This is a genomic window from Coraliomargarita parva (genome assembly GCF_027257905.1).
Lineage (GTDB): Bacteria > Verrucomicrobiota > Verrucomicrobiia > Opitutales > Coraliomargaritaceae > Coraliomargarita_A > Coraliomargarita_A parva.
Genome location: NZ_JAPZEI010000002.1, coordinates 238,179 through 264,481, shown reverse-complemented (window position 1 = coordinate 264,481; position 26,303 = coordinate 238,179). Strand labels below are relative to the sequence as shown.

Below are 26,303 nucleotides of genomic sequence, written 5' to 3'. Positions count from 1 at the left end.
TACAGATATCCCTCAAATGGAAAGTAATTTCATCGAATTCTCCCGGATAAGTATGCATAATATCCGATGAAAATCGTCGCCGAGGACCAGCAGGTCTCCCTCGAAAACATTACGGAGATCACTTCCGAAAACCGCTTTCTAATCGTGAAGAGTAAGCATAAAAACGGACGCTATTACCGGAGCGTTGTTTATGCCGGTAGTATTCTTCTCCTGACGGAAAGCCCACGCAGAGAATCAGGCCGCGCACTGCGCAGAACCGGACCACCGACATGTCCCGCCGTAGCCGTAGCATAGGCGGAAGGCGCCCCCCCCCGCAATCTGCCTGAAATGTAAATTGCCACAAAAAAGCCCCGCTGCTTGCGAGGCTTTAATGGTACCCAGAGTGGGGGTCGAACCCACACTCCCGAAGGAACCAGATTTTGAGTCTAGTTCTCATTGTTGATGATCAAAGACTTACAATTGATGAGTTTTACATGTTGAACCAAATTCGGGGCAAAATGGGGCTGAATGGGGAAAGTTTAGAAGAATAGACATGCAATGAATCTTTCTGTGATCTCTAGAAAATCACACGAAAATCCTCTGATTGCATCAGTATCACCTCGACTACCAACGCGAGAACAGCACATCACCACTCTAGTTGAGCTCCATGCAGTTTTAGCCAGTTTCGGGCTTTTTGCCAACTTGGCACATGAACAGCCACAATATTCCAGAAATCTTGTGAGTGGTTTGGTTCCAGCACATGAGCGAGTTCATGAACAATTAGGTAGTCCACCACGATCATCGGAGCTTGGATTATTCTCCAATTAAACGAAAGTGTTCCTCTTGGCGTGCATGATCCCCAGCGATACCTTAGATCACGGACCCAGATCCGGGAGAAATCGACGCCCATCTCTGTAGCTAACGATGCGATTCGAGGTCCCATTCTTCTCCTAGCCTCAGCAAGATACCAATTCCGGAAGAGAGTGTCGCCGCTAGTCCTATCGGAGACTGCCATCTGAAAGTTCTTACCACATAACTTCACCTCTCCACTAGCGTCGTGAGTCAGAGTAAGGCCATAATGTTGCCCAAGAAAAAGGAATGTCTCACCGGTGACATATTCTTTTCTCGGTGCTGGGTCGGGATATTTGTGAGGGTCGCGTAGCTTCTGCCAGATCCAATATCGCTTACTTTCAACTGCAGCTAGAACAGAATTCTCGCTGGCCTGTTTCGGAGCGCGGACGACAACTTTTCGATCACGTTCGACCGTGATTTGAATGGACTTTCGCGCAGAGCGAACCACCTCATATTTCAACGTCATGGTCTAATCACCAGTTTGTGGTTTAGCCGCGCCCACTCCATGATACGGGAAATAATGGTGGCCTTCTTGTCCCACATTGGACCGAAATTCACAAAATCCTCACCTATCAGAATCTTCTGTAACTCTCCTTTTAACCGAGCCTGTTTTGCGGGCGCGCCCCAGAAACCAGCTTGTCGAACTTCAGTTTGGACTGTCTGGAAAACCAGCTGAGTCAAGTTCACCAGTTTGGCGATCTGCTCCTCGTCTGGTGGCGTTTCCCCAAAGAGCTCGGCCTTGATGATTCGGAAAATCCGCATCCCGCGCTTCCGATCCAGCCCATGAGTTTCCTCCTGCTCCTTCGCCATGAGCTTTTGGCGGAGCTTCTCCATTTCTTTCCAGATGGCGTCCCAATTTCCTGCGAACTCCTGCAAGATGCGCTCCAGCTCCTGGGCGAATGAAGCGAAGAGCTCAGGATCCTCATCGTAATTGACTTCGATGTGGTGACGAACTGCGTGTTCCACCTCGGCCGCTTTAGTCTTGGAGCGGTTGCGTTGTGCAGCCTGTTTCTGGAACTCAGGATCGAACACCGATATCGGTGCGACCTTCTGCTCGATGCCCTGGGACTCCAGAAACTCGTCGGTGATCGCCCTCAGCTTCTTCGGAACGCCCTTCATACTCAGCCGGTCGTCCTTCAAGAACTGGCTGGCGAGTTCGTTCACGGCCCCGAGGCGTTGGTAGGTATGGAAATAGTCGAGCGCCTCGGCTCTTGGCAGCGCCTTGTTGAAGGCATGCGTCAGCTTCCGAAACGCCGTCAGGTATTCGAAGCGGATGTCTTCATCGTAGAATAGATCGTAAAATGCCTCTGTCTCGGTTGTGTCCGACAAGCCATTCCTGGCCAGGATCTCCAGAGTCTCATCCAAGGCCTGTTTGAGATCCCCGATCAATTCCGAGGCTGGCGTCAGGCACTCGATCACTTCCTGCTGCTCCTTCTGAGCGTATGCATCGAGCGCCTTGCGCAGGTTGTTGCCCACTCCGACGTAATCGACGACAAACCCGCAGTCCTTGCCTTCGTCATACACGCGATTCACCCGTGCGATGGCCTGAAGCAATCCATGATCCTTGATCACGCGGTCGAGGTAGAGCACCTGCTCGACTGGCGCATCGAAGCCCGTGACCAACATCTCTGTCACCACCACTATGCCGATCCGCCCATTGAGGGTCTCGCCTCCAGAGTTCTCTTCGGCCTCGAAGGGCATCTTGAATCGCTTCACCGACTTTTCGATGTCCACGTTTCGCATCGCGTCCTTGATCTCGGCCTCGTCATTGTTCCCCCAGGTAATGACCAAAGCCACCTCCACGGCGTTCAGTTCATCGGCGTTCACCTGGAGGGGATTGTCCTCCGCCAGAGACTTCACCTCTTCTGCTATCGCCTCCCTCAAGGCCTCAGCGTAGCGCACCGCAGCGATACGCGAGTTGGCAACCACCTGAGCCTTGTAGCCTCCTGGAAACACTTGTCGCGCAAAGTGCCGCACCATGTCGCGAGCCTTGGCCTCGATGGTGGTCTTCGCGTCAAGATACGCATCACGAGTTCCGTGGCCGAGAATCTGCAGGCGTTCATCCAGCCGATATTCGGAAAAGACATCCTGGAACTTGGCGTCCATTGCCTTCGCGTCAGAGACGCTCGCGGAGTGGGTGCGACCTTCATACACGATCTCCAGAGTCACACCGTCCTCCTGCGCCTGCCGCATCGTGTAGTAATCGATGTAGGCACCGAATGTCCGCTCCGTCTTTTCGATCGGAGTGCCGGTATAGGCGACATTGGTCGCGTTGGGCATGGCCCGCTCCAGATTCGCTTTGAGCAGCCCGTATTGAGTTCGGTGCGCCTCGTCGATCATGATGAGGATCTTCGGGCTCGCGTTCAGGACGGGAAAAATCGCCTTCAGATCTCGTTCCTGAAACTTCTGCACCATCGCCATGACGCAATTGGAGGATGGGTCACGAATCAATTCTTTGAGGTGCGAGATATTCTCTGCCGCAACGACTGTCTGCCCGATGCTCTGGCTCGTCTCGCTCAATTGTTCTTCCAACTGCGTCCGGTCGGTCACAAACACCACCTTCCAATCAAGTAAGGCATTCCGGCGTCGAAGCTCCCGCACGACGAATACCATCGTCAGCGATTTCCCCGATCCCTGCGTATGCCAGACGATTCCACCACGTTGGGCGGGGGTCTCGCCATTGGTCATGCGTTCAAGCACCTTGTGAACGGCGCGAAATTGCTGGTAGCGAGCCACCACTTTCCGGGTGCGTCCCCGGGCATCCGTCGTGAAGAGGGTGAAGGATTGCAGCAGCGAAAGCAGGTTCTTGTGCGCACACATCCCGGCGGTAAGCCGGGCCTGATCGCAGGGAGATCCGGCCGAGCCTTCCTTGGCGGTTTGTTCAGCCACCTCATCCAACGAGAACGGCCAAGGATCGCTCCAGCGGTAAAAGTGCCGTTCCGTGTGCGTGGTGATCGTGCCGAACTTCGCCTGTTCGCGACAGGTTGCCACCACGAACTGGTTGTAGAAGAACAGTGCCGCGTTGCCTTCGCCGGTCGCGCCCCTTTGTTCGCTGTAACGGAGAAGCTGGTCGATTGCTTCCGCGATGGGTTCCTCGACCTTCGGGCTCTTGCACTCGATCACCACGATGGGGAGCCCGTTCAGGAAAAGCACCACATCCGGAATGATATGCTGGTCTCGACCTGGAATCTTCACTTTCAGCTGACTCACCGCCAGCCAGTCGTTCTTGGTGGAATTGGGAGAGAAATCCACTATCCGCACCGTCGGGCTGGGCTCGCCGGCCTTCCTGTTCTCAGCAACGCCGATGCCTTCGGTGATCCACGTCAGAACCTGCTTGTTGCTCTCGATGAGCGACGGACTTTGAAAATCGCACAAGCGCCGCACCACTTCCTCCACCTGATCCGGCTCGATCCAATCGTTGATTCTGACAATGGCGTCGGTGAGGCGCTTCTCCAGCACCACTTGGGAGAAGTCCCGCCGCCCCGTTTCGGCCGCGGTCTGGGAGTGCATCTCCAGCCGGAGCACGGTCCAGTCCAGCTTGGCAAGATGCTCCAATAGCGGTTCTTCTACGTGATTCTTCTCGTCGAGTTGGAGGTCTTTGCGGTTTGACTCCCCTGCGACAAACGGACCCAATTCCTTGCGTTCAGATCGGGGATTTTTGAGAAGACGTGCGGTTGCCTTCTCCGCCTTAAGAATGGCCTCCTGGTCGCCGATAAACCTTGCCGCCTCTGCGTAAATGAAAGGAAACCTCCAAAGATTGATCAACTCATCTCGGACAACCGTTTCGACAGCGGTTCTCTTTCCGATCACGAACTCACCGTCAGTCCGTTGAAAGCTGAACAGCATTTCTGAGCCAATCTCAGAATAAACAGTTTGATACCCAATCCCGCCGATTGGTCCCGCTTGCAATTCATCCCGATCTGCATCACACGGGAAAAATCTCGTAACGAGACCTGCATCAGATGCTTCTTGCACACAAAGCACCCCTGAATCGTTTGAAAAAATACAAATAGCAAACCCCGGAGGCTCATGGCGAGCACGATATAGCCCGACTAGTTCGTGTTGTTGGGAAGCGTTCATATCCGGTGAGTCCGTAGATACTGCTCCCTTACGGCACGCCTAATGTCGGAATAGTATTCGATAGGGGGAGCTGCATGATAAACGTCGTATGGAAGCGGGTCACATTTCCATTCGGTGAAAATGGTTGATCTGATTTCGGGATCTTCGAGAAGCTCAGATGGTAGGGAAACGTAAAGCAACGAGTCGATAAGCCCCACTGGCCCCATGACTTGCACTTCGATGGCGGACATGCGGTCGTCGCATGTTGTCAAGGTCGGATTTTGAATCAGGCGATGCCAGCGATCGGCTACCTCGCCTGCTGGAAATGAAGGTGTGACCGCAGGCTCTAACTGAGTAGTAAAGTAATTTTTGTTTGTTCCGTAAATCAATGGAATGAGGCGCCGGGCGCTATCAATCGTCGGATCCAGCTCGAGGAATGTGAGCTCCGTTTTCGCGACATGCGGTTCCAACAGACCCAAATGCACAGCACCAGAGTCACAGGCGAACATACGCCGAATTGTAGATGATACTGTCCCGGGACGGAAAACGAGACCAATTGGGCAAAGCTCAAGACCGGAACCTGGATCGCGGCCCAAAAGTGAGCGGTAAGCAGGACGCCCATAAAAAAAGTAGACAACGGGCTCACAAAATACATCGCAGTCTGGCTCGCGGAGTTGATGCGTTGCCCTTAACTCATCCAATTTCTTGCGCTGGGTCGTGTGGACGAGTGGCAATTCCTCCGCTGTGGCGGTTTCGGCTGTAACAATTTCTCGGAGGGTTGGCATAGTCGAGCTATAAGGTGGCGGGAATCAGTGGAGTGACAGACATGTCGCCAGTCAGCAGGTCATGCATCAGGCCGGATTTCAGGCGGCGGAGTTTAGTGAGTTGTGCTACCTGCGCTCTAACCGTTACATCGTGCTGATTGAGGATTACACCGATGCGATGTTGCTCGTCAGTCGAGCGAGGAATCGCAACCGGAGCTCGGCGCAAATCTGTCAGCGTGATCTCGGCAAAGGTTGTGCCCTTCGATTGAAGTTGCAGTTCGTTTTGCGTATTCATCGAGCGCAACGCCCAAAGAAGGAATGCGGCATCTACATCGGCGGCTGGAGAAATGCGGGCCGTGCCTTGTGTTAGGTTAGCGCCGTCCAACTCAGGCGGCACCTGCAAAACCTTTCCAATGGTCGCTCGAATCGCACAGACGATTTCACCTGCTCTCACCTCGGATCGTTTGAAGCGAGCTGCGATCTCAGGAGACGTGCAGAGCATCTGATCTCGAACAAGTTTGTCGCCGCTCATGTCGCCGGTTCGGATGTATGGGATGCCGCCCTGGACGTGGGGACCCGCCTGAACAATCCCGTATGTAATCGTCTCCTTCGTGCATGCTGCCAGCTCCCTGACATCCCACTCATCTGGAATCGGCCCGAATCCAGATGACTTGAATTCGTGGGTCAAGGGATCGCGGAGTTGTCCTTGGGAATCAAGGCCGCGGGTGAGGAGGTCATGCATCAGCCCCGTCTTGATCCGCTGCTGCTTCGCCAGCAGGGCTTCGGTTTGTTCGATGGCGTGGTCAACCTTGAGAAGAACCTTGGCTGCAGCTGCTTGTTCTAGAGGGCCTCCCTCAAAAACTGAACGGGAGAGGAGAACCTCCTTATCGACATGAGGAATACCTGATCCGGCTGTCCGTCCCTTGAGTTCTGGCTCAAAACGCTTCAGATCGTAGTAGAGGTAGTCCCGATTGGTGAGCTCCTCATCGAAATCAAAGGCTACCATAGTCGAACTGAGAACGCCTGCACGCGCGCGGAAGAACTCGCCTGCATTGGATCCGTCCCAAAGGAGAATTAATTCGCCACCATTGAGAACGACATCTTTTGCAGTCGGTTCTGCCATTTCCTCGATCTCGCCGGTCCGCAGGTAGTGTGGCGACAGCACGGGAAGTCTTCCGTGAGGGCCCGTCTTAGGTGGCTTTCCCTTCCGGTATGTGACGATGGATCCAAGTGTCTTCATGCGTAACCCAAGGTTGTAAGGAATCCCTGCAATTCCGTGAGCGTCTCTTGTCTCGCCGCCTCCATCGTTTCCCCGCTGGTAGCATATTTCGCAAACAGGTTTTCAAAGATGGCGAACAAGGCACGTTCCTCTGCCTGCACGTAGCGTTGGAGACAACCGGCGACGAGGTCATGGTGCTTTTGAAGGATCAACTCCCGAGCCTCTTCCGTCGTGATCACGCCACCGATCTCGTGAACCAGCGCGTGGTAGCTGGCGATGATGACCTTCAGCGTTTCGACGTCCGCGGCGAGTGCTTTGCGCTTCTTGAGTTGCGCCTTCTCGGCCGCAGTGGGCTTGGGCGCTCCCTTGACGCGTCGGGCGGGTGTTTCGGGTGGGCCACCGGCAGCCGCCAGCTCGGACTCGGCTGCGGCGAGCAGCTCTGTGCGTTCCTCCAGCTTGTCCTCGATGCCGAATAGCTTGAACTCGACTTTCAGGGCAAGCTCCTCAGTCAGGCGCTTGAGTTCATCCTTGTGACTCTTGAGTGAAGACTCGGCTGCTTTGATGGCGTCCAGTGCCTCACGGAAGTCGCGGGTCGATTCCGATTCATCGTCGCCGATTTCGTTGTTGAGCTCGGTCTTCATCGAGGCCGCTGTGACGGACTCACCTTCTTCCGGTTCGTATTCGAGGACGGACTGTGCGTTCTCCACTGCCTCTGCCAACGTGGCCTCTGTTTCGGCGATTAGTTGTTCCCTCTCCGTGATCGCATTCCGCTCGGCGGCGAAAAAGCGATCGATGACCATTGACTCTGGAATCAGCGTGGGAGCCCAGCCAATCGAGGTGATGGTCTTGAGATCATACTTGATACCTTCCCACCAGTTCACGAAGACACCGCGGGACTGGTAGTCATCCAGGACGCCGAGGGGCACGAGCACTTGCACGAGTTGATCAAGCAGTGTTGACCGCACCTGTGGCAAGCGGGCATCGGTGAGGGTCACGAAGGAGCCGTCGCCTTCCTGCACTACGGCAGCCTCAGTTTGAGGAGCCAGCGCAGAGAAATCGTCGCGAGCTGTTTGCCACCAACCAGACAGAGCTTCGTTCAGCCGAGTGCGGGTGGCCTCAATCTCCGGCTGACTTTCCACCCGCGCCCGCACTTCGGCAGAGCTGGTGAGTTCGGCTTTGAAGGAGAGGCGTTGCTCATCGAGGTCATCAAGCACGCAGGCGACGGAGAGATTGAATTTCCCAAGCTGTCGAACCGCAGCAGGTGTCTCCACTTCGCCACGGGGCACACCGCCGATCAAGTGGCAGCGAACATCTTCTGGCTCGGGCGGTGGGGTGTTGTCAACGTAGCGGCGGAGGTTGAGGTTCCAATCGTGCTCGTTCTCGATGACTGAGAGCGGCACGCGTTTGGAATACTTGTCCTCCTCGATTCGGTTCTGGAAAACGTGGACGATCTTTTCGATGTCCTCGGGGCGAAGCTGGTTCTGCTTTTTCCCTTCAGCGAACTCGCGGTCGGCGTTGATGAGAAAGACGTGGTCGCGCTCCTGGTCGGGGATCGACTTATTGAGGATGATGATAACGGCTGGAATGCCGGTGCCGTAGAACAACTTGGGCGGCAAGCCGATGATGGCCTCGATCACCCGTGCCCTGAGCAAGGCCATGCGAATCTCCCGCTCCTTGCGCCCGCGGAAGAGAACGCCATGAGGCATGACCACCGCGCCCCGCCCGGTGCTCTTCAAGCTGGCTAACATGTGCTGAAGGAACATGAGGTCCGCCTTCTTCCCCGTCTGCGGAGCGTGCCCATACTGGAAGCGCTCCGGGCGCTTACAGCGGGAGAGCGTCCAGTTTTGAGCGAAGGGCGGATTGGCGATTACGCGGTCAGCTAGAATGAGCTGACCGTCCTTTTCGTTGTGAGGCTCCTCCAACACGTTGCCGAACTCGATGTGCGACGACTGCAGGTTGTGGAGGATGAGGTTCATCTTGGCGATGGATACCGCGCCGCCGTCGCTGTCCTGACCATGGAAATCGAGGTCGGTGCCGTCGCCACCCTGTTCGCTGACATATTGACTGCACTGAATAAGCATACCTCCGGAACCGACCGTTGGGTCATAGATCGTCATGCGTGGCTTTGGATCAATGAGCCGCACCATCAAGCGCACCACCCAGGGGGGGGTGTAGAATTGTCCGCCCTTCTTGCCCGCGCTATCTGCGAACTCCTTGATCAGGTATTCGTATGCCGCACCGAGCAGGTCGGGAAACTCGAACACATCATTGACGAGCGGGATTCCTAGTCCATCCACGCTCTTCGTGAAGTGGTCGAGCAGGCTTTTCAGGTCTTCGTTCTTGATCTTGGGTTTGCCGGAAACTTGCTCATTAAAATTGATATTACCCTTGAGCACACCATGGAGAGCCTCGTTGTCGTCTTCAAGGGCGGCGATCGCTTTGTTAAGCATCTCGCCAATTCCCGTCTGAATGTCCTTGAGCGCAGTATGGGGAACCTCAGTGGTGGTCGTGCTGCCGTCATCCTCGGCCTTCTCCACAATCTCGGTCCAAGGCTCGTTCCAGCGAGCGCGAGGGGGCACGAACATAGTATCGCCATAACTTGTGCGATCCTCAAGAACCTGCTCCAGCTGATCAGCCGTTAGGTGTCTGTAGTCTTTGCGAAGCTGGTTGCGCGTTTCCTCGAACATGTCCGAGAGGCGTTTCAAAAAAAGAAGACCGAAGATGTATTCCTTGTATTCGGATGCGTCCATCTTGCCCCGCAGAACATCTGCTGACTTAAAAAGGAATTTCTCGAGCTGACTGAGAGTGATTTTTGTGAGGCGCATTTAGTTCAGAAAGTTTGAATAGCAAATTAGAAAGGCCTTATACCTAGAACTACTCAACCGAAAATTCTAGTTCCACCTTTTTCGCGGACTAGACCCAGTGTATATAGCAATAATCAGGAGAAATGTCTTTTAATAACTTCAGCGGCTTCTTGTGAAAGTTCGCCCGATTCCTCCGTTGTTATAAGTCTACCGCTAAAATGCTTGTTATACCACTCCTTCTTGATATGCCACTTCCGCTTGTAATCATCGCGATGTAACATGCCTAGATGCTCCCAGAAATAGCGTTCTCCACGCCATGTGATGGTGAAGTCGGGAAGATAGAAAGATCCATCGGGAGCATACAGCGGCTTCTCATATTCAAAGGCTACCTCCCGATCGAAGAGCATGTTAGATATGATCACCTCCGACTTGGATCGAACCATAACGTCAGCCAGTGTTCGGTGGATTTTTCGGTCCTCAAAATAGCCCTCACGGCGCAATAGTTCGAACCCGTCCGGCGCCGGTGTAAAATCGAAAAGCGAGCAGTTGATTCCCACCAGATGCGAACTTTCGGGGCGGCGGATCTTCAGCAGTGGCGCGATGTCCTCTTCAACAAGGAGAGTGCAATGCCTAGTGGCACGTGTCACGCCGGTGTAAAAGAGTTCGGGAGACAGCAAGGCGGTCTTTTGCTTGGGCACGATAAAATAAACGCGGTCAAACTCGCTGCCTTGAGATTTGTGCACGGAGATGGCATAAGCCAGGGCTAGATTCTCTTCGGGGGGCTCTTCTTTGATCCAGCGTTCTTTGCCGTTGCTAACGAACTTGCCGAGTTCCTTGCCGTAACCAACCGCCAGATGCTCTTTACGCGCAAAGCTAACACTCAAGCGTTTCATCCGGAAGCCGCCCCATTTCCACTTATTTTTGTCAAAGCCATGAGGACGCACGTATCCCAACTCTCCGTTGAAGACCTCGCACGGTTCATTGGTCTTCGTGTTAAAGTTGTAAGCATGCAACGATTCGGATGCACCCCGATTTCTAGTCTGCATCACCTTATCGAAAAGCGTGATACCCGAGAGAGAGCCTATCCGTTCCAATCCCCCACCGCGTGCTTCCTTTTGAAGCCGTTGGTTCACTGCTTCGGTGCCAAAGTCTTCGTGAACGTAGGGTGAGATAACTTGGTGATATTCAGGGCGAAAATGCCCGTCTTCTGACTTCGTAGCTGCGAGCCAAAGCTTGTGAGTCGCTTCAGCATCGATCTTTGTGCCAGTATCTTCTTCCATATCGGCAATCATCTGCGCCACCAGTTTTTCCATAAGGTCTTTCGAGTCTTGCCAGAATAGCACGCGTAAGTCCTTGTCCATCGCACCATCCGCCGGCAGGTCTTGCAATCGCTGGAACAACTCTTCGGCTCTAAGGGACTCTTCTTCGTCCTTCACGGACTTGTCTCCACGACGGATAAAAACCGAGGCAAGGTCGAGAATGCCCGTGCCATTGCCGACTAATCGATTCTCCATCTGGCGAAGGTTGGCCGTGAGTTCACCGACACATTCGGGATGATTGGCACGCAACCAATCGATAATGTCAGCGAAGACCTTTCCTCGGCCAATTGGAGGCAACTGATTGGGGTCACCTACGATGATGAATCTCTGGACGGTGTTCCAGTTGATGGCGCGAAACAGAGCGGCAGTCAGTTCCAAGTCGAGCATGGATGCTTCGTCCACAACGTAGGTAGTGACGTGCATCTCCTTTTTGCCACCTGTTTGCTTCAGCGTCAGATTATTATTAAGCCAGCCTTGCTTGGCCAGAAAGGAGTGGATTGTCATGGCATCTTTTCCGGTCTTTTCGCGGATTCGGTCAGCGGCTTTGCCGGTTGGTGCTAGTAGCAAAAAGGTTGCGTTGGCTCCATGGGCTTTCTCTATAGCCTGCAGAAGGGCCTTGATGATCGTGGTCTTCCCTGTGCCAGCAGCTCCACAGACAATGGAAAGCGGTCGCCGGAAGATCTGAAGGCAGACGGCGCTTTGCGTCGTGATTGCATTTTCATATTCAGTGCGGTCTTTGTCTGCAAGGCGACTTTCGGCATTGAACAGAAGATTCCGCCAGTGCTTTTCCGTCACTGGAGAAGTGAAATTAATCTCGCTGTAACCAGCGAGAATGCGCACGCGATTCTCGATCTCTCGTTCAGCCTCATAGATCCGGCGCAAATAAGCATACTCGCGTCCTCCCTCTTTGCGGAAAACCAGCGCAAGCTCTAGATTTTCACGGTCCACATCAAGGTAGGTGGATTTGAAGGACACTCGCTTCCACTCGGGTAGCAGATCTAGGCGATGATTCACGTCCTGCAACAGCTGGCCGCAGCTAAGGAAGGTGTGTTTACTCTCGAACATCAAACGATCGACACAGGCACAACGTAGTCGCCGCCAGTCATCCAGCTCAAAAAGGGAGGCGCCTCCGAGTTCAGGGGATGGATACACTCCATGGTCGATACGCGAGAATGAGATGACATCATCTGGCCCGGTGCCGACAAATTGCTCCGCCAATAAATAAGGATTGTCTTGAATATCGTCCAGTGAGGCAATCAGGCAGCTCTCGGCTCGGTCCTCAGCAAGAATGCGTTCCATCTGGTCCTTCGGCAGGTCAAACCGGGGTAACACTTCAGCCAACAAGGTGCGCTCCGCTTCTTCTCTAAGTTTCCACTGCCTGCGTATTCTTGAAGGTTCTAAGGCAGTAGGCGGAACGCCGGGCATCATGTCTATTTTCTCGTCCAGCCAGTCAAACACAACCGCTTTGAATTCTTTCTCTCTTCCCTCGCCAGAAGCAATACGGAAAGGCTGCACGACTTCTGCCATGCCGAGGAGGTCCAACACCCGTGGCAGTCCGGGATACAAGCCACGGCCCTTCCAGAGCTCGGCAAGGAGACTATTTAGCCATCCCAGCCTTTGCCCCCAGTCTTCTGAGTCATCACCAATCTCTCGCAGGTAGGAAGCAATCTCAACAAGTCGTTCAACCAGCGACAGTGCATCGTCATCACTCACATGTCGCGAGGCGTATTTGAAGCAGCGAGGATTCTCTGGAACTAGCGTGATCTTTTCAAGAATCTCCGGACTGTCCAAGTAGCGATGGTATGGGATGCGCATTCCTTGGTCCGGGTAGTGCGTCTCTACGTTCATCTGCCACACATAAGCTCCACCATACTGCAGACGGGTCGCCTCATCGGTGTCACTGTAATACTGAAAGTTTCCGAGCTTCTTTACTCGAGCCACGCCCACTACTACGTAGTGTTTACTGTCCTCGCTACTCAGCGGATTGCTATAATTGGCGTAGTGGAATACTAGACTCTGATCCGGCTCGATTTCATCGAAGAATGCCTTAGCTAACTCTAAACGTTTGACGTTGTCTTTTCGCCCCAAGGCAGAGACTTCGTCTGCATACATGGTCTCATATGGCCATGTGCAGACAGTTGCAGGAGGCAACTTCCACTCCGTTCGCTTACCGGTTTTGAAGAACTCCGGCGGCTCATCTACAGCCGTCAGAGGCTCGGAGCCGAATGCATTGATGCTGTAGATACATGGCGGGATACCGTTTATCTTTGAACAGCATTGGCCCGACACCGACTCCTCCCAATCCAGATCACGCTTGTTTTTGATTTTGTCCTTCGGATAGGTGTGAGGCCCGACACAAAAGTGGTTGGTCGCTGGCTTACGACAGATGCGGCCATTCCAACCATCATTATGCCAAGAGAGTCGTGCTGAAAGATGAGTAGGCATTTGGTGTTAACACTTGATAGACAATAAGTATTGGAAGCCTTCGAAGAAAAGCGTTACACATAGAACTACTCAACTTCAAATTGTAGTGCCAAAGTTACTTTGTAACGAGGCACAATAGATTCGCGTCTAGCGCGTTGGTCGAACTTTGCCCTTCCGCGATACTAAGAATCCGGAAAAACCGACTAAAATAGCGACTTGGCAGCCAATTCACTATAAGCGTTAGGATTTCAGGCTGTTGGCTAAATTCGGGCAAAAAAACGGGCTACGTTGTGTAACCCGTTTATATTGAAAGAATACCCAGAGTGGGGGTCGAACCCACACTCCCGAAGGAACCAGATTTTGAGTCTAGCGCGTCTGCCAATTCCGCCATCTGGGCATCAGAAAGCGCAGGATTAAGTAGGTCTTGGGCCCGAATGCAAGCCCGCAGGCAAAGATTTCACATCGCCATGCGCTTCCCCGGAAATAGAAGATGGGAGGGCGACTGTCCCCAGTCGCCATACGCCGCGCAAGTCAACAGCCTTCCCTAAAGAGCCCTAGAATTCTTCCCTAAACTGGGTCGGCGTGGTCCCTGCGATGCGCTTGAAGGAACGGTTGAACTGCGAAATCGAGTCAAATCCGGTCTCGAAAGCGATCTCACTGACCCGGAGGTGCGGGTTTTGCAGCAGGTGCTTGGCCTTCTCGACCCGGACACGGGCCAGATAATCGGTAAAAGTAATCCCCGTCGCCTGCTTGAAGACCTTGCAGAAGTGACGGGTGCTGGCATTGACCGCCTTGGCGGCCTCATCCAGCGAAATGCGCTCATTAAAGCGGTCCTGGATGTAGCGTTTGGCATTGCTGACTAGGGCCGGCTCCTGCTCGTCATCCTCAAGTTCGATACTATTACTGATGGTCGCCAGATGCTCCGCAAAAGTGGCCAGCAGGCGAAGCATGGCTTCATACTGCGCCTGATCGAAGACCTGGGTCTGGAAATAAGCCTCTTCCAAGGCCTTCAGGTTCACATCCGCCCCCCAGGACAACAGCTGGCGGGTCGTCCGGGTAAATTCCTCCTGGTTCGGCTGATGCAGCAAGATCTGCCCGGTCCGCAGGAACGCGATCAATTCGTTGCCCACACGGATCGGCACCGCGCTGTCGCAGAGCCCGGCAAAACAATGCAGGCTGCCCGGCCCCAGCTCCGCCTCTTCTTCCAGATCCGCCTGCATCTTTCGACAATTGGCACAGCCCTGGTTGGTGCGTGCCATGATCGCGCAGAACGGGTTGCCGCCCTCGTCCAGAGTCACGGCTTTCTCATAGGCCTTGAGAGGACGCAGGGTCAAGGAGAGACCCGTCACCGTTTCGAACGCGCCCTTGTAGTCCCGGTAGATCTGAGACGAGGTCAGTTTCTCCACCACCCGCCGGCTCCGCCCGGCCTGCCCCTCTGATGGCGTATGGGCTTTCCCTGGGAGCATCTCTGTGGTCATGAAAACAGCGGAGTTTGTAGGAGAATCAACAGTATCGCTTATGGAAGCTAGAGATCTTATGAAAAGAATCAAGCCCTGCCATTCCGATCTCCGGCTCCCTCCGATGTGCCGCCCAATCGAAAACACCGACCTACTGAATAGGTTAACCAGCGCAATCGTCCCCAATCCAGGACAAAAATGGCATTCAGGGAATGGCTGCGTATCCCGCAGCCATTCCCTGAACCCCAAACCCCATAATATCATGTATCGATTCTTTCGGCGATTGATCTGTCTCAGTCTCGTCTCCGGTAGCCTGCACCTATCCGCTGCCGATTACTGGCTTTCCCCCGATGGTAGCGGAAATATGGATGGCAGTAGCCAAGCCCATGCACTTCCGAAAAGCCAATTATCCCTAACGCTCAACACAAGCATGAGCCCCGGTGACACCCTGTACCTCTGTTCCGGCGACTACGGTTCCAGCCTTCTCACACTTAGTTCCAGCGGGAGCGCGGGTTCCCCGAAGCAAATCTTGGGAATCGACACCGGTAACGGAAAGCCCCACTTCAGCGGCAGCGGGACCTGGACCCGCAGCAATCCGGATAGCGGGCAGACCCAAGTGATCAGCGTCACGGGCAGTTACTGGGAAGTCGAAAACCTCGAGTTGAGTGGTGTCGTCTACGCCATCCGGAATACGAACAGCGACTCAGCCACCGACATCCACTTCAAGGACATCGACATCCATGACGTGCGCCACGGCGTCTACGTCTCAAACCTGGATAATTCCAGCTTCGAAAACCTGTCGGTCGTCCATTACACCAAGCATGCCTATCGCCTGGATCAGGGCTGCGACAATGTCAGCTTCGTCGCCTGCCTAGCCGACATGACGGGCGGAGACACCAGTTGGTGGGACTACGCCGAACCGATCCCCTTCGGCTTCGTCTCCCAGGACAGCGGCACCGACAACACAAACCTGAGTTTCATCGATTGCGTATCGAAGAACAACCGCCGCAACCTGCAGGGGATCTCCTACTGGAATGGCGACGGCTTCGTCATGGAGGGCACAACCAATGGCGTCAGTTTTGATGGCTGCATCTCATTGAACAATGAAGATGCCGGCTTCGACCTGAAGGTGAGTGCGAGCCTGACAGGCTGCGTCTCATTTCGCAATTTCCGTTCTTACCGTCTCTGGCAAAGCAGCAGCTTGAACAATTGTACGGCCGGTTACATGTTCCGGCGGACCGACACCCTTCCGAACGGGGTGGAGTCGAATGGCGGTTCCGGCGTCTGGACTGAAGACGGCAGCATCAGCGTCACGAATTTCAGCTTTATTTCGACCAAAGGTTACGGCGCCCACGAGGCGGGCAGTGGCAATATCACCCTGAACAACAGCATCCTCGCCTTCACCGCGACGGACGGGAGCTTTACCCAGGGCTCGGTTACACTCGCGAATGGCACCGCAACCTACCATCCGGGCAGCGGCACCGACCCCGACTTTGTGAATCCGCACAGCGACTGGGATGGCTTAGGCAGCGATATGAACAGCCTCTTATACGGCGAGAGCAAGGGCTACTTCCAAGCAGACAACACCGCTTCCGGACTGGAATTCGACGCAAGTTCCCTCACCGGATATTCCGGTCAATCCGCCAGCGTCAGCACCGCCACTCTAGAGTCCAATAACACCGCGATTCATCTGGAGGGCAATATCTGGCGACGCTACCCCTACCCGTATACCGTGACCATGGATACCGTGCTGCGCGTCACCGTCGAGGCCAGCCACAGTGGCGAGATCATGGCCGTCGGACTGGACAACAACGACGATTACAGTGACAGCGCGACCCAGATACAACTTGGAGGCAGCCAGACCAATGTCGCAGGCTTTCACGCATGGGATCCGGCCTATACCGATGGCAGCGGCGCAATCAGTTATGAGATCCCGCTGGGGGAATATTTCACCGGTGTGATGACCCACTTGACCTTCGTTGCCGACGATGACGCCGACGCCAATGCGGATATCATCTTCTCAGACATCGAATTGTATGAAGCCGCCTCGGTCGACTCGATGGTACTTGAAGATAGCTCAGCCAGCGACTACAGCAACCAGTCCGACGGCAGTAGCACATACACCTTGGAAAACAGCGGCACCACCCTTCATTTGGAGGGCAACATCTGGTGCAAATTCGATTTTGCCTACACAGTCACCGCCAACACCGTACTTGAATTCACCCTTGATGCGGGGGATTGCGGGGAAATCCTCGGCATCGGCCTCGATAGCGACAACGACTACAGCGACAATGCCACGAACTTCCAACTGGGAGGCAGTCAAAGCGGGATATCGACCCTTACCGCTCTCAGCCCGCTCTACACGGCCGGCAGCGGCACAACGAGCTACCGGATCCAAGTCGGAACCTGCTACACCGGAAACACGAGTTACCTGACTTTTATCGCCGATGATGATGCCGATGCCAGCTGTGATGTACGTTTCTCCGGCATACGTGTCTTCGAAAGCCCGGACTTCGATAGCGGGAGCTTCAGTGACTATTCATCACAGACAGGAAACGGCTCGGTGACACTGGAATCAAACGACACCGCCGTACATCTAAGCGGGAACATCTGGCAAAAGCATCCCTTCAACTACACCGTGACCGCAGATACCGTCCTCGAAGTCACCATCGACGCCTCTGATACCGGCGAATTATGCTGTATCGGTTTCGACAGTGACGACAGCTATAGCAACGGGGTGAACACACTGAAGCTGGGAGGCAGTGATACGCCCCCCAATACAATCAAGGCGGTCGCACCGTCCTATGTGGATGGCGAGGGACCGGTGAGCTACGTGATCCCCTTGGGACAGTTCTTCACCGGCACGCAGACCTCCATCACACTGATTGCGGATGATGATGCCGATGCCTCCGCCAATGTGACTTTCTCGAATATCAAGCTCTACGAAAGTAACTAGCCACGACGAGAGAGCACATAGCCTGCAGCCCCCGGCCTACGCCGGGGGCTTTTCTTTTTCTGCATCGCCGACTTACGGGAAGAGCCACATTCCGTGATCATGGGGGCGCTCCAGCGCTTCGCGCCCCCTCCCCTGCGTGCAGGGGAGGATCTGTCACGGCGTACAGGAGCGAAGGCGGATGGCTGCACTTGCCGCAGACGGAGGGGTTTCAACCAGCAGACAAGATGGTCAATTCCTCCGTATCTGCATAATTTGCCCAAATTGAAGAAAATATGCGCATAAGTGTTCCCAATATGCGGAGACAGCTAGAGTCAGAATTCGTAATATGTGGGCATGCAAAATCGCTTGGTCGCATACCTATTGGACAACCGGGAACAGATCGTAGAGAACTGGTTGACCGAGGCGGAAGTCCCGCCGGCCGATGACGTGGAACGCGCCGAACAGGATGAGGGGCCGATTCCACTCTCCTTCTTCGACTCCGCCGTGAACCAAGTGATCGAAATGATCCGCACCGGGCAGCGCCCCGTGGAAACGAACAAGACGCTGCACATGGACAGTTTCCTCGGCACCCATTGTGTCTGCCGGGCCCGGACATTCGGGGGCCGTGCCTGTATCGAGTTGCACGACTCCGGTCTGAAAGCATTTATGAGCGTGTTCGAGGAAGACTGGGACACGGAGCACGAATTCAATGCCCTGGACCGCGAATTCTGCTGCGAGCTGATCAACAACGCCCTCTCCGGCCTGATCGCCTACGAGATCGAGCACTGCCAGCATCGGGCGGGTCGCAATGACTGCCCCTTCGCCATGAACCATAATCTGCAAAGGAGGGTCCCGTGAAAGTCCTCCTCCTCACTGTCTTCCTCAGCCTGCTCCTCGCCGGCATTTTTCTCGCATGCTTCATCCGGGAGCGACGCAGCAAGCACCTCGGTACCCCGGAACAAGATGCCCTCCGCCCCTTCGATTTGGAAAAACCCAAGATCGTCCTTCGCAAATGAACACACAGAACACGACTACTACCATCGAATACGATGACGAAAGCGTCCGCCGGTTTATGTTGGCCTCCATCCTCTGGGCCCTCGTCGGCCTGGGTGCCGGTGTCTTCGTCGCCTCCCAATTGAACTTCTGGCAGATGAACGGCAAGTTCCTCGAATGGATCACGCGTGGGCTGTTCAAGGGCGATGGCGTGGAATACCTGACTTTCGGCCGCCTGCGCCCGCTCCATACCAATGCGGCCATCTTCGCTTTCGTCGGCAACATGATGTTTGCCGGCATCTACTACTCAACTCAGCGCCTGTGCCGCTGTCGCCTCGCATCCGACCTGTTGACCCGAATCCACTTCTGGGGCTGGCAGTTCATCATTGTGTGTGCGGCAGTCACCCTGCCCGCAGGCTTCACTCGCGGTAAAGAATACGCCGAACTGATCTGGCCGATCAATATCATGGTCGCCGTCATCTGGCTGGTCTTTGCCGCGAACTTTTTCTGGACCCTGGCCAAGCGGAACGAGAAATCGCTCTACGTCGCCATCTGGTTCTACATCGCAACCATCGTCACCGTGACGATGCTCTACGTGGTCAACCACCTCTCACTACCGACCAGTTTCACCCACAGTTACCCGATCTTTGGTGGGGTACAGGACGCGCTGGTGCAGTGGTGGTATGGCCACAATGCGGTGGCCTTCTTCCTCACCACCCCGATCCTCGGGATCATGTACTACTTCGTGCCGAAGGCGGCCAACCGACCGGTCTATTCCTACCGCCTGTCCATCGTGCACTTCTGGTCCCTCGTGTTCATCTATATCTGGGCGGGACCCCACCACCTTTTAAATACCGCACTCCCCGGCTGGCTCCAGTCCCTCGGCATGCTCTTCAGCCTCATGCTCTGGGCCCCCTCCTGGGGCGGGATGCTCAACGGCTTGCTCACCCTACGCGGGGCCTGGGACAAGCTGCTGACCGATCCGGTCATTAAATTCTTCGCTGCTGGTGTCACCTTCTACGGCATGGCTACCTTTGAAGGGCCGCTCATGTCCATTAAGTCGGTCAACGCCCTCTCCACTACACCGACTGGACGATCGGTCACGTGCATGGTGGCACCCTCGGCTGGAACGGCTTCATGGCCGCTGGAATGTTCTATTGGCTCGCACCCCGCCTCTGGGGCACAAAGCTGCATTCCACGGCCATGGCCAACCTCCATTTCTGGCTCGGGATGGTCGGCATTCTACTCTATGTCGCCTCCATGTGGGTCTCCGGCGGCATGGTCCAGGGCGTCATGCTCAATGCGACGACCGACGGCGGCACGCTCCTGAAGTACCCGAACTTCCTCGAAACCCTGCAGGCGATCCGCCCGCTCATGCTCTTCCGTCTCATCGGCGGCAGCTTCTACCTGATCGGCTTCTTCCTCCTGGCCTACAACGTCTGGATGACGATCCGCAGCGGCAAGCCGGTCAACGGCACGATCGAAGTCAGCACGGAAGGCTTCGAACGCATGGGCAAGTTCCGCGGCTTCTTCAACGCTCCGGTGATGTATTGCTTCACCGGCATGATCGCTGCCGCCATGGCCATCTTCGGCGACGGCTTCTTCTTTATCTTCGGCATCTTTGCCACCGCGTTTATCGTCATTATCGCGCTCGCCCACTTCGAGGTCAGCGGTGCCAAATGGGGCGACTGGCATGAGAAATTGGTGGAGCACGGCTTCACCTTTACCGTCCTGACCATTATCGCCGCCGCGATCGGGGGGGCGATTCAGATCATTCCGACCGTCACCATGCAGCGTGCCGACAACATCGAAGGCCGCCTACAGATCAAGTACACACCGCTCGAACTGGCCGGGCGCGACATCTACGTGAGTGAAGGTTGCTACAACTGCCACTCGCAAATGATCCGCACCCTAGTGCCGGACGTCCTCCGCTACGGCGACAACGGCCGTGGCGGCGGCTACTCCCACCTGGGCGAGTCCATTTACGACCACCCTTTCCAGTGGGGATCCAAGCGAACGGGACCCGACCTCGCGCGCGAGGGCACCTTCCGCTCCGACGACTGGCACTACCTGCACATGCAGGACCCGCGTGACGTCTCGCCGGACTCGAACATGCCGCCTTATCCACACCTCTTGGTGAAGGAAACCAAGGTCAAGGAGCTGCCCTCAAAAATCAATGCCATGCGCATGCTCGGGGTGCCGTATCCGATCGACCTGTCGGAGGAGGAAATCTACGCCGAGGTCAATGCCCAAGCGGAAGAAATCGCCGAAAGTCTAGCCGAAAAGGGGATCCTGATCGAACCGGAGAAGCAAATCGTCGCACTCATTGCCTACCTGCAAAAGCTCGGTTCCTACGAAGTCGTCGACCAAGGCAAGGTCGTGAAAAACAACTGAAAACTGGATAACCGGAAAACTGACACATACCATGTTCAAACGAATCATCTTCGAAAACTGGACCGGCTTCGTGCCGATGCTCTCCTTCTGGCTGACCTTCTGCGTCTTCATCGCCATCTCCATCCGCACCTTGCTGCTTCGCAAACAGACCGTACGCGATATGGCCAACATGCCGCTCCGAGACGACAACGAACACCCCCTTAGCGAGAACCAACAATGAACCACGACGAAGAACATACCGATTTCAGCAAGGAGGAACTGCCCGAGGGGGTCGTGCTCAAGGAGCACAGCTACGACGGGATTCATGAATACGACCAGCGCTTGCCCCGCTGGTGGTTGCTCTCGCTCTTCATCGCGATCCTGTTCGCCATCGTTTACTGGGTCGTGATGGACCAGAATGCCTACCGCGGCGGTAAGAAAGAATCGCTCGACGAGCAGCTTGCGGCTATCGCAGCGATCAAGCTCCAGAACTCGATCGACGTGAGTAATAACGATATGTTCTGGGACATGCGGGCCAACCCAAACTTCGTCACCGCGGGACAAGCCACCTTTACCGCCAACTGCGTTCCCTGCCATGGCAAGGACTTGAAGGGCGGAATCGGCTTCAACCTGGTCGATGAGGAATGGGTCCACGGTGCGGCACCGTCCAGTATCTACAATACGATCTTCAACGGCGTCCAGGACAAGGGCATGCAGGCCTGGGGCTCCCAGCTCGGACAAAAGCGCATCGCGGAAGTCGTGTCCTACGTACTCAGCAAGAACGACCGCGCCACCATGGAAGCGGCGCCGAATCAATGATTCGACGAATCATCCAACATCGAAGCTTGAACATCGAACTCGGAATACATCACGCAAACATTCAATGTTGAACGCTGGACGTTCAATGTTCGACGTTCATATATGAAATGAAACCCAACCGTCCCAACCGGGAAACCGTAACCACGATCAACCGCGATGGTTCGCGTTTCTTTCTGCATCCCGCGGATGTCAGCGGCCTGTTCACCCGGGGGCGCCGGCTCTTTGCCCTGCTGCTCATCGGCATTTACGTCCTGCTTCCCTGGATTCCGGTCAATGGGCACCCCGCCGTCTTTCTCGATGTCATCAACCGTCGTTTCCACCTCTTCGGACTGACCTTTGCCGCCCAGGACCTGTGGATGGCTTTCTTCTTCATCACCGGGCTGGGCTTTTCCCTGTTCTTCCTGACCTCGCTCTTCGGCCGGGTCTGGTGTGGTTGGGCCTGCCCGCAAACGGTCTTCCTCGAGCATGTCTTCCGGCGCGTCGAACGCTGGATTGAGGGCGACGCCACCAAGCGCCGCCAGCTCGACAAGGCTCCCTGGAGCACAGAGAAGGTCGTCAAACGAGTACTCAAGCACGGTATCTTCGTCCTGATCGCCTTTGGCATCGCGAACATGTTCCTGGCCTACTTCATCTCGATCCCAGGCCTGTATCAATGGATGACGCACAGCCCGGCCGAACACTGGGGCGCCTTTGTCTTTGTCATGGTGGCGACCGCCATCATGTATTTTAATTTCTCCTGGTTCCGTGAACAGCTCTGTCTCATCATCTGTCCCTACGGTCGTCTCCAATCCGCATTGATCGACGATGACTCCATCGTCATCGGCTACGACGAAAACCGCGGCGAACCTCGGGGCCCCGCCAAAAAAGAAGGCTTTGGCGATTGCATCGACTGTCTGCGCTGCGTACAGGTCTGCCCGACCGGTATCGACATACGCCAGGGCCTGCAGATCGAATGTATCGGCTGCGCGAACTGTATCGACGCTTGCGATACAGTCATGACCAAGCTCAACCGCCCGAAGGGCCTGGTGCGCTATGACTCCCTCAACGGTCTGGCCGGCAAGAAACGACGCATCATCCGCCCCCGTTTGTTCCTCTACGGATTCCTCATGCTGCTGGGCGCCACGGCCTTCACACTCTCCGCACGACAACTGCGCAGCGTCAACATGAACGTGGTCCGCATGACCGGAGCCCCCTATTTCATCACCGATACGACGATCCGCAACCAGTACATGGTCCGAGTGATCAACAAGACCAACGAGGCCCACACCTACCACATCCGCACCACGGCCGAAGGTCAGGCCTATGAAACGCAGGGCAACGAAGACGGGCTCCTCGTGCCTCCGCTCGGGGAAGAAGTACGCCCCGTCATCCTCAGTGTCTCACACGACGCATACACCGGCCCGTTCCCCATACAGATCCACCTCGATTCGGACAGCGGGGAAGCCTTGGTGGACCGGGACGCCGAGTTCCTCGGCCCCAACCCGAAACTGCTCCAGAAATACAAGAAGCAAAAGGAAGCTGACGGAGACAACAGCCCATGAGCGAAGAGAAGAACAAGAAATTCGCCTGGTCGCTCTGGCTCCCGGTGATTCTGGCCTTTGTCCTCGTCATTCTGGGGTGGATCACACTCATACGCATCGCCAACGAGAATAAGATCGAGATGATCCCCGTACCATCGAATCAGGATGCCGGCAACAACGCCTTATCCAATCCCTAGAGAGCCAGCCATCTCCCACCCTCAAAGTATTTTCAACCAGCCCTCCAGACATGCCGCGAAAACGCGACAGAGGCATCGATTCAACGATGCCGACAAACGCCCGGACAAGGCTCACCGAATGTGAGCATTGCGGTACCCCGTTTACTCCGAAAGCGGACGAACGCTTCTGTTGTCATGGCTGTCAGTATGTAAGCCAGATGCTGCATGAGGGCGGTTTGGAGCGCTTCTATGAACTGAAGGGGCGACAAGCCCTCCCCCCGGTCGGATCACAGGTCTTTGAGACGACTGAAAGCGAGTGGCTGGAAGTCCTGCAAACACAGTCGGAGACCGAAGGCGACCCGCGCTTTTCCAACGCCGAACTGGGAATCGAAGGCATCAGCTGCATCGGTTGCGTCTGGCTGATTGAGGCCTGTTTCCGGCAACTGCCCGGGGCGCTCGATATCCGCATCGACCCGCGCGAAGGCCTTCTGAACCTGCGTTGGCAAAGCGGGGTCTTCCGCCTCGACCAATTTGCCCGTGAGCTGCATAAGGTCGGCTACCGACTGCGTCCCTCCACCCTGCAGAGCGGCAACCGGAACAGCTCCAGGCAACTCGTCAACCGGATCGGCCTCTGCGCCTTTTTCCTGATGAATACCATGCTCTTCACCTTACCGGGATACCTGGGCATGGGAGGCGAGTTTTTTCTGGCACCGCTGTTTCAGCTGCTGGGAGCCGGCTTTGCCACCCTGAGCCTGGTGGTCGGCGGCGGCTACTTCATCAACCGGGCAGTGCAGGCGCTGCGTACCCGCGTGCTGCATATTGACCTGCCCATCGCGATCGGGCTGCTGGCCGCCTATACGGGATCCCTGCTGGGTTGGGCCAGCGGCTACACCAACCTGATCTATTTCGATTTTGTCGCCACCTTCGTGTTCCTCATGCTGGTGGGACGTTGGCTGCAGGAAGTTGCCCTGGAACAAAACAGGGCACGGATGCAGAAGCAGGATTTCAGTCCCCGCGAAGTGACCCTGAGTGGTGGCCCACGCGATGGCGAACGCATCCCGGTCGCGGAGGTCCACACAGGACAAGTCTTCACTGTCGCTCCCGGCGGACTGAACCCGGTTGCTTCCGACCTACTGGAAACAGAGGCGAGCCTCAGTCTGGAATGGATCAACGGGGAATCGGAACCCGTAGAATGGCCAGCGGAACGCATCCTTCCGGCGGGAAGCATCAATATTGGCCTACAGCCGATCCGGGTCCGGGCCCGCGAAGCATGGACCGACAGCCTGCTGGCCCAGTTGCTTCAACGCCCGCCAAATGATTTTGAGGACCGGAAGCTGCAGACCATCCTCAAATGCTACATCGCCACAGTACTAGCCGTCGCAGTGCTGGGCGGCCTCGCATGGCTGGCGGCAAGCGGGGACCTGCTCAAATCCACCCAGGTCCTCATATCCGTGCTTGTGGTTTCCTGTCCCTGCGCGCTGGGGGTCGCACTCCCCATGTGTGAAGAGCTCGCGATTGCCCGACTCCGCCGCTACGGCCTGTTTATCAAAACCCCGGAAATCTGGGAGCGTCTCCAACGTGTCAAAACGGTGGTCTTCGACAAAACAGGGACTCTGACCATGGATGTTCCCCGCCTGAAGGACGAAAGCGGCATCCGGGATATGGACCCGATTGCCGGAGAGGCCCTCTATCATCTGGTCCGCGACAATGCGCATCCGGTGGCCCGCTCGCTCCGGGAAACCCTGCTCGCCTATCATCCTGTCCTGCAGAAAACGGAATCTGCAGCGCAAGCGCTCGATGAAACTGTGGGCCAAGGTGTTTCCTGGAAGGATCGAGGGGGGAACCTGTGGACCCTGGGAAAACCAGCGTGGCAGGCAAAGAACGGAGCACAGCCGGCCCACGCCCATACGGTCCTCCGCCAGAATGGCCTCCTGATCACATCCTTCGAATTCGAGGAAGATGTCCGGGATGATGCGGTCCACGTCGTACAGTACCTGCATCAGCACGGATTGGAGACTGCCATCCTCAGCGGAGATGCGCCGGAACGTGTGCAACGCATCGGACAGGAACTGTCGCTCCCTGAGGATGCCGTGCTGGCCCAGTGCAGCCCGACCGATAAATCCGACTGGATCCGGAGCAAGGCACCCGGACGGGCACTCATGATCGGGGATGGCGCCAACGACAGCCTTGCCTTCGACCATGCCGTCTGCCGGGGCACTCCCGTAGTCGACCGCAGTATCCTCGAAGCCGCATCCGATTTCTTCTTTTTCGGTCGCAGCCTTCGATGCCTCCCCGAGCTCTTCGAAACCACCCGGAAGCGACGGCGCACCGTCCTGATGATCTTCAGCACCGCCGTGTGCTATAACCTGATTGCCGTCAGTCTCTGCCTCGCCGGCCTGATGCACCCGCTGCTCGCAGCCATCCTCATGCCGATCAGTTCCATCGTCACCCTATTGCTCGCGTGGATGGGGCTCGGCAAACGGACGAGCTCACATCGATAAGAACTGAATGCGCCGGTATGCCGCTTATACGACATTCCGGGAGGGCGGCTGTCCCAGCCGCCGCGCAGAGGGCACCCAAGCCGAATCTTGCGAGCACGCATCCTGCCCC

The 26,303-nt window shown here is 55.8% G+C and carries 16 protein-coding genes, 1 tRNA gene and 1 pseudogene; 10 read left to right on the top strand and 8 right to left on the bottom strand.

Annotated elements, in window-relative coordinates; genetic code table 11:
- The first annotated feature begins 66 nt into the window (after positions 1-66).
- A complete protein-coding gene (locus O2597_RS03425) occupies positions 67-294 on the top strand; it encodes a tudor domain-containing protein (RefSeq protein ID WP_269522787.1) in 228 nt (75 codons plus the stop codon).
- Positions 295-625: 331 nt separating this feature from the next.
- Here the strand turns inward: O2597_RS03425 and O2597_RS18705 are convergent, their stop codons facing one another.
- From O2597_RS18705 to O2597_RS03390, 8 genes are all read right to left on the bottom strand, one after another.
- Positions 626-1,297, bottom strand: coding sequence for a M48 family metallopeptidase (locus O2597_RS18705; protein WP_425603716.1), 672 nt, complete (start codon positions 1,295-1,297; stop codon positions 626-628).
- Complete coding sequence (locus O2597_RS03420; protein ID WP_269522786.1) at positions 1,294-4,677, bottom strand: type I restriction endonuclease subunit R; 3,384 nt, start codon at positions 4,675-4,677, stop codon at positions 1,294-1,296. Before O2597_RS03420 ends, O2597_RS18705 begins: the two co-directional genes overlap by 4 nt.
- A gap of 230 nt (positions 4,678-4,907) precedes the next feature.
- Positions 4,908-5,675: a hypothetical protein gene (locus O2597_RS03415; RefSeq protein ID WP_269522785.1), complete on the bottom strand. Its 768-nt coding sequence runs from the start codon at positions 5,673-5,675 to the stop codon at positions 4,908-4,910.
- Between the two features lie 7 nt (positions 5,676-5,682).
- Positions 5,683-6,894, bottom strand: a complete 1,212-nt coding sequence (locus O2597_RS03410) for a restriction endonuclease subunit S (protein ID WP_269522784.1) — start codon at positions 6,892-6,894, stop codon at positions 5,683-5,685.
- Complete coding sequence (locus O2597_RS03405; RefSeq protein WP_269522783.1) at positions 6,891-9,698, bottom strand: type I restriction-modification system subunit M; 2,808 nt, start codon at positions 9,696-9,698, stop codon at positions 6,891-6,893. Before O2597_RS03405 ends, O2597_RS03410 begins: the two co-directional genes overlap by 4 nt.
- A gap of 113 nt (positions 9,699-9,811) precedes the next feature.
- Positions 9,812-13,441 carry an ATP-dependent DNA helicase gene (locus tag O2597_RS03400; protein ID WP_269522782.1) on the bottom strand — a complete coding sequence of 1,210 codons (3,630 nt, stop codon included), beginning with the start codon at positions 13,439-13,441 and terminating at the stop codon, positions 9,812-9,814.
- A gap of 294 nt (positions 13,442-13,735) precedes the next feature.
- Positions 13,736-13,817, bottom strand: a tRNA-Leu gene (locus O2597_RS03395).
- Positions 13,818-13,974: 157 nt separating this feature from the next.
- The gene (locus tag O2597_RS03390; protein WP_269522781.1) at positions 13,975-14,898 is read right to left on the bottom strand and encodes a helix-turn-helix domain-containing protein; all 924 of its coding nucleotides are present in this window, start codon (positions 14,896-14,898) and stop codon (positions 13,975-13,977) included.
- A 241-nt stretch (positions 14,899-15,139) separates the two neighbouring features.
- On the opposite strand from O2597_RS03390, the gene O2597_RS03385 reads away from it, so the two are divergent.
- The 9 genes and pseudogenes from O2597_RS03385 to O2597_RS03340 all read left to right on the top strand — a co-directional run bounded on the left by O2597_RS03385 (position 15,140) and on the right by O2597_RS03340 (position 26,194).
- Positions 15,140-17,833, top strand: a complete 2,694-nt coding sequence (locus O2597_RS03385; protein ID WP_269522780.1) for a hypothetical protein — start codon at positions 15,140-15,142, stop codon at positions 17,831-17,833.
- A 333-nt stretch (positions 17,834-18,166) separates the two neighbouring features.
- On the top strand, positions 18,167-18,670 hold the full coding sequence (locus tag O2597_RS03380) for a hypothetical protein (RefSeq protein WP_269522779.1): 504 nt from the start codon (positions 18,167-18,169) through the stop codon (positions 18,668-18,670).
- Positions 18,667-18,828, top strand: coding sequence for a hypothetical protein (locus tag O2597_RS03375; protein ID WP_269522778.1), 162 nt, complete (start codon positions 18,667-18,669; stop codon positions 18,826-18,828). The genes O2597_RS03380 and O2597_RS03375 overlap by 4 nt, the downstream gene beginning before the upstream one ends.
- Positions 18,825-21,199 (top strand): annotated as a pseudogene (gene ccoN, locus O2597_RS18595) (cytochrome-c oxidase, cbb3-type subunit I). The gene O2597_RS03375 and the pseudogene ccoN overlap by 4 nt, the downstream one beginning before the upstream one ends.
- 31 nt (positions 21,200-21,230) lie before the next feature.
- Positions 21,231-21,419, top strand: coding sequence for a hypothetical protein (locus O2597_RS03360; protein WP_269522776.1), 189 nt, complete (start codon positions 21,231-21,233; stop codon positions 21,417-21,419).
- Positions 21,416-21,997, top strand: a complete 582-nt coding sequence (locus O2597_RS03355; RefSeq protein ID WP_269522775.1) for a cbb3-type cytochrome c oxidase N-terminal domain-containing protein — start codon at positions 21,416-21,418, stop codon at positions 21,995-21,997. Before O2597_RS03360 ends, O2597_RS03355 begins: the two co-directional genes overlap by 4 nt.
- A gap of 107 nt (positions 21,998-22,104) precedes the next feature.
- On the top strand, positions 22,105-23,538 hold the full coding sequence (ccoG, locus tag O2597_RS03350) for a cytochrome c oxidase accessory protein CcoG (RefSeq protein ID WP_269522774.1): 1,434 nt from the start codon (positions 22,105-22,107) through the stop codon (positions 23,536-23,538).
- Complete coding sequence (locus O2597_RS03345; protein ID WP_269522773.1) at positions 23,535-23,714, top strand: hypothetical protein; 180 nt, start codon at positions 23,535-23,537, stop codon at positions 23,712-23,714. Before ccoG ends, O2597_RS03345 begins: the two co-directional genes overlap by 4 nt.
- 50 nt (positions 23,715-23,764) lie before the next feature.
- Positions 23,765-26,194, top strand: a complete 2,430-nt coding sequence (locus O2597_RS03340) for a heavy metal translocating P-type ATPase (RefSeq protein WP_269522772.1) — start codon at positions 23,765-23,767, stop codon at positions 26,192-26,194.
- The last annotated feature ends 109 nt before the right edge of the window (positions 26,195-26,303 follow it).

Coding starts and splice junctions, on each gene's coding strand:
- O2597_RS03425 (WP_269522787.1), top strand. CDS start 67: ATGAAAATCGTCGCCGAGGACCAGCAGGTCTCCCTCGAAAACATTACG.
- O2597_RS18705 (WP_425603716.1), bottom strand. CDS start 1,297: ATGACGTTGAAATATGAGGTGGTTCGCTCTGCGCGAAAGTCCATTCAA.
- O2597_RS03420 (WP_269522786.1), bottom strand. CDS start 4,677: ATGCTGTTCAGCTTTCAACGGACTGACGGTGAGTTCGTGATCGGAAAG.
- O2597_RS03415 (WP_269522785.1), bottom strand. CDS start 5,675: ATGCCAACCCTCCGAGAAATTGTTACAGCCGAAACCGCCACAGCGGAG.
- O2597_RS03410 (WP_269522784.1), bottom strand. CDS start 6,894: ATGAAGACACTTGGATCCATCGTCACATACCGGAAGGGAAAGCCACCT.
- O2597_RS03405 (WP_269522783.1), bottom strand. CDS start 9,698: ATGCGCCTCACAAAAATCACTCTCAGTCAGCTCGAGAAATTCCTTTTT.
- O2597_RS03400 (WP_269522782.1), bottom strand. CDS start 13,441: ATGCCTACTCATCTTTCAGCACGACTCTCTTGGCATAATGATGGTTGG.
- O2597_RS03390 (WP_269522781.1), bottom strand. CDS start 14,898: ATGACCACAGAGATGCTCCCAGGGAAAGCCCATACGCCATCAGAGGGG.
- O2597_RS03385 (WP_269522780.1), top strand. CDS start 15,140: ATGTATCGATTCTTTCGGCGATTGATCTGTCTCAGTCTCGTCTCCGGT.
- O2597_RS03380 (WP_269522779.1), top strand. CDS start 18,167: ATGCAAAATCGCTTGGTCGCATACCTATTGGACAACCGGGAACAGATC.
- O2597_RS03360 (WP_269522776.1), top strand. CDS start 21,231: ATGTTCAAACGAATCATCTTCGAAAACTGGACCGGCTTCGTGCCGATG.
- O2597_RS03355 (WP_269522775.1), top strand. CDS start 21,416: ATGAACCACGACGAAGAACATACCGATTTCAGCAAGGAGGAACTGCCC.
- ccoG (WP_269522774.1), top strand. CDS start 22,105: ATGAAACCCAACCGTCCCAACCGGGAAACCGTAACCACGATCAACCGC.
- O2597_RS03345 (WP_269522773.1), top strand. CDS start 23,535: ATGAGCGAAGAGAAGAACAAGAAATTCGCCTGGTCGCTCTGGCTCCCG.
- O2597_RS03340 (WP_269522772.1), top strand. CDS start 23,765: ATGCCGCGAAAACGCGACAGAGGCATCGATTCAACGATGCCGACAAAC.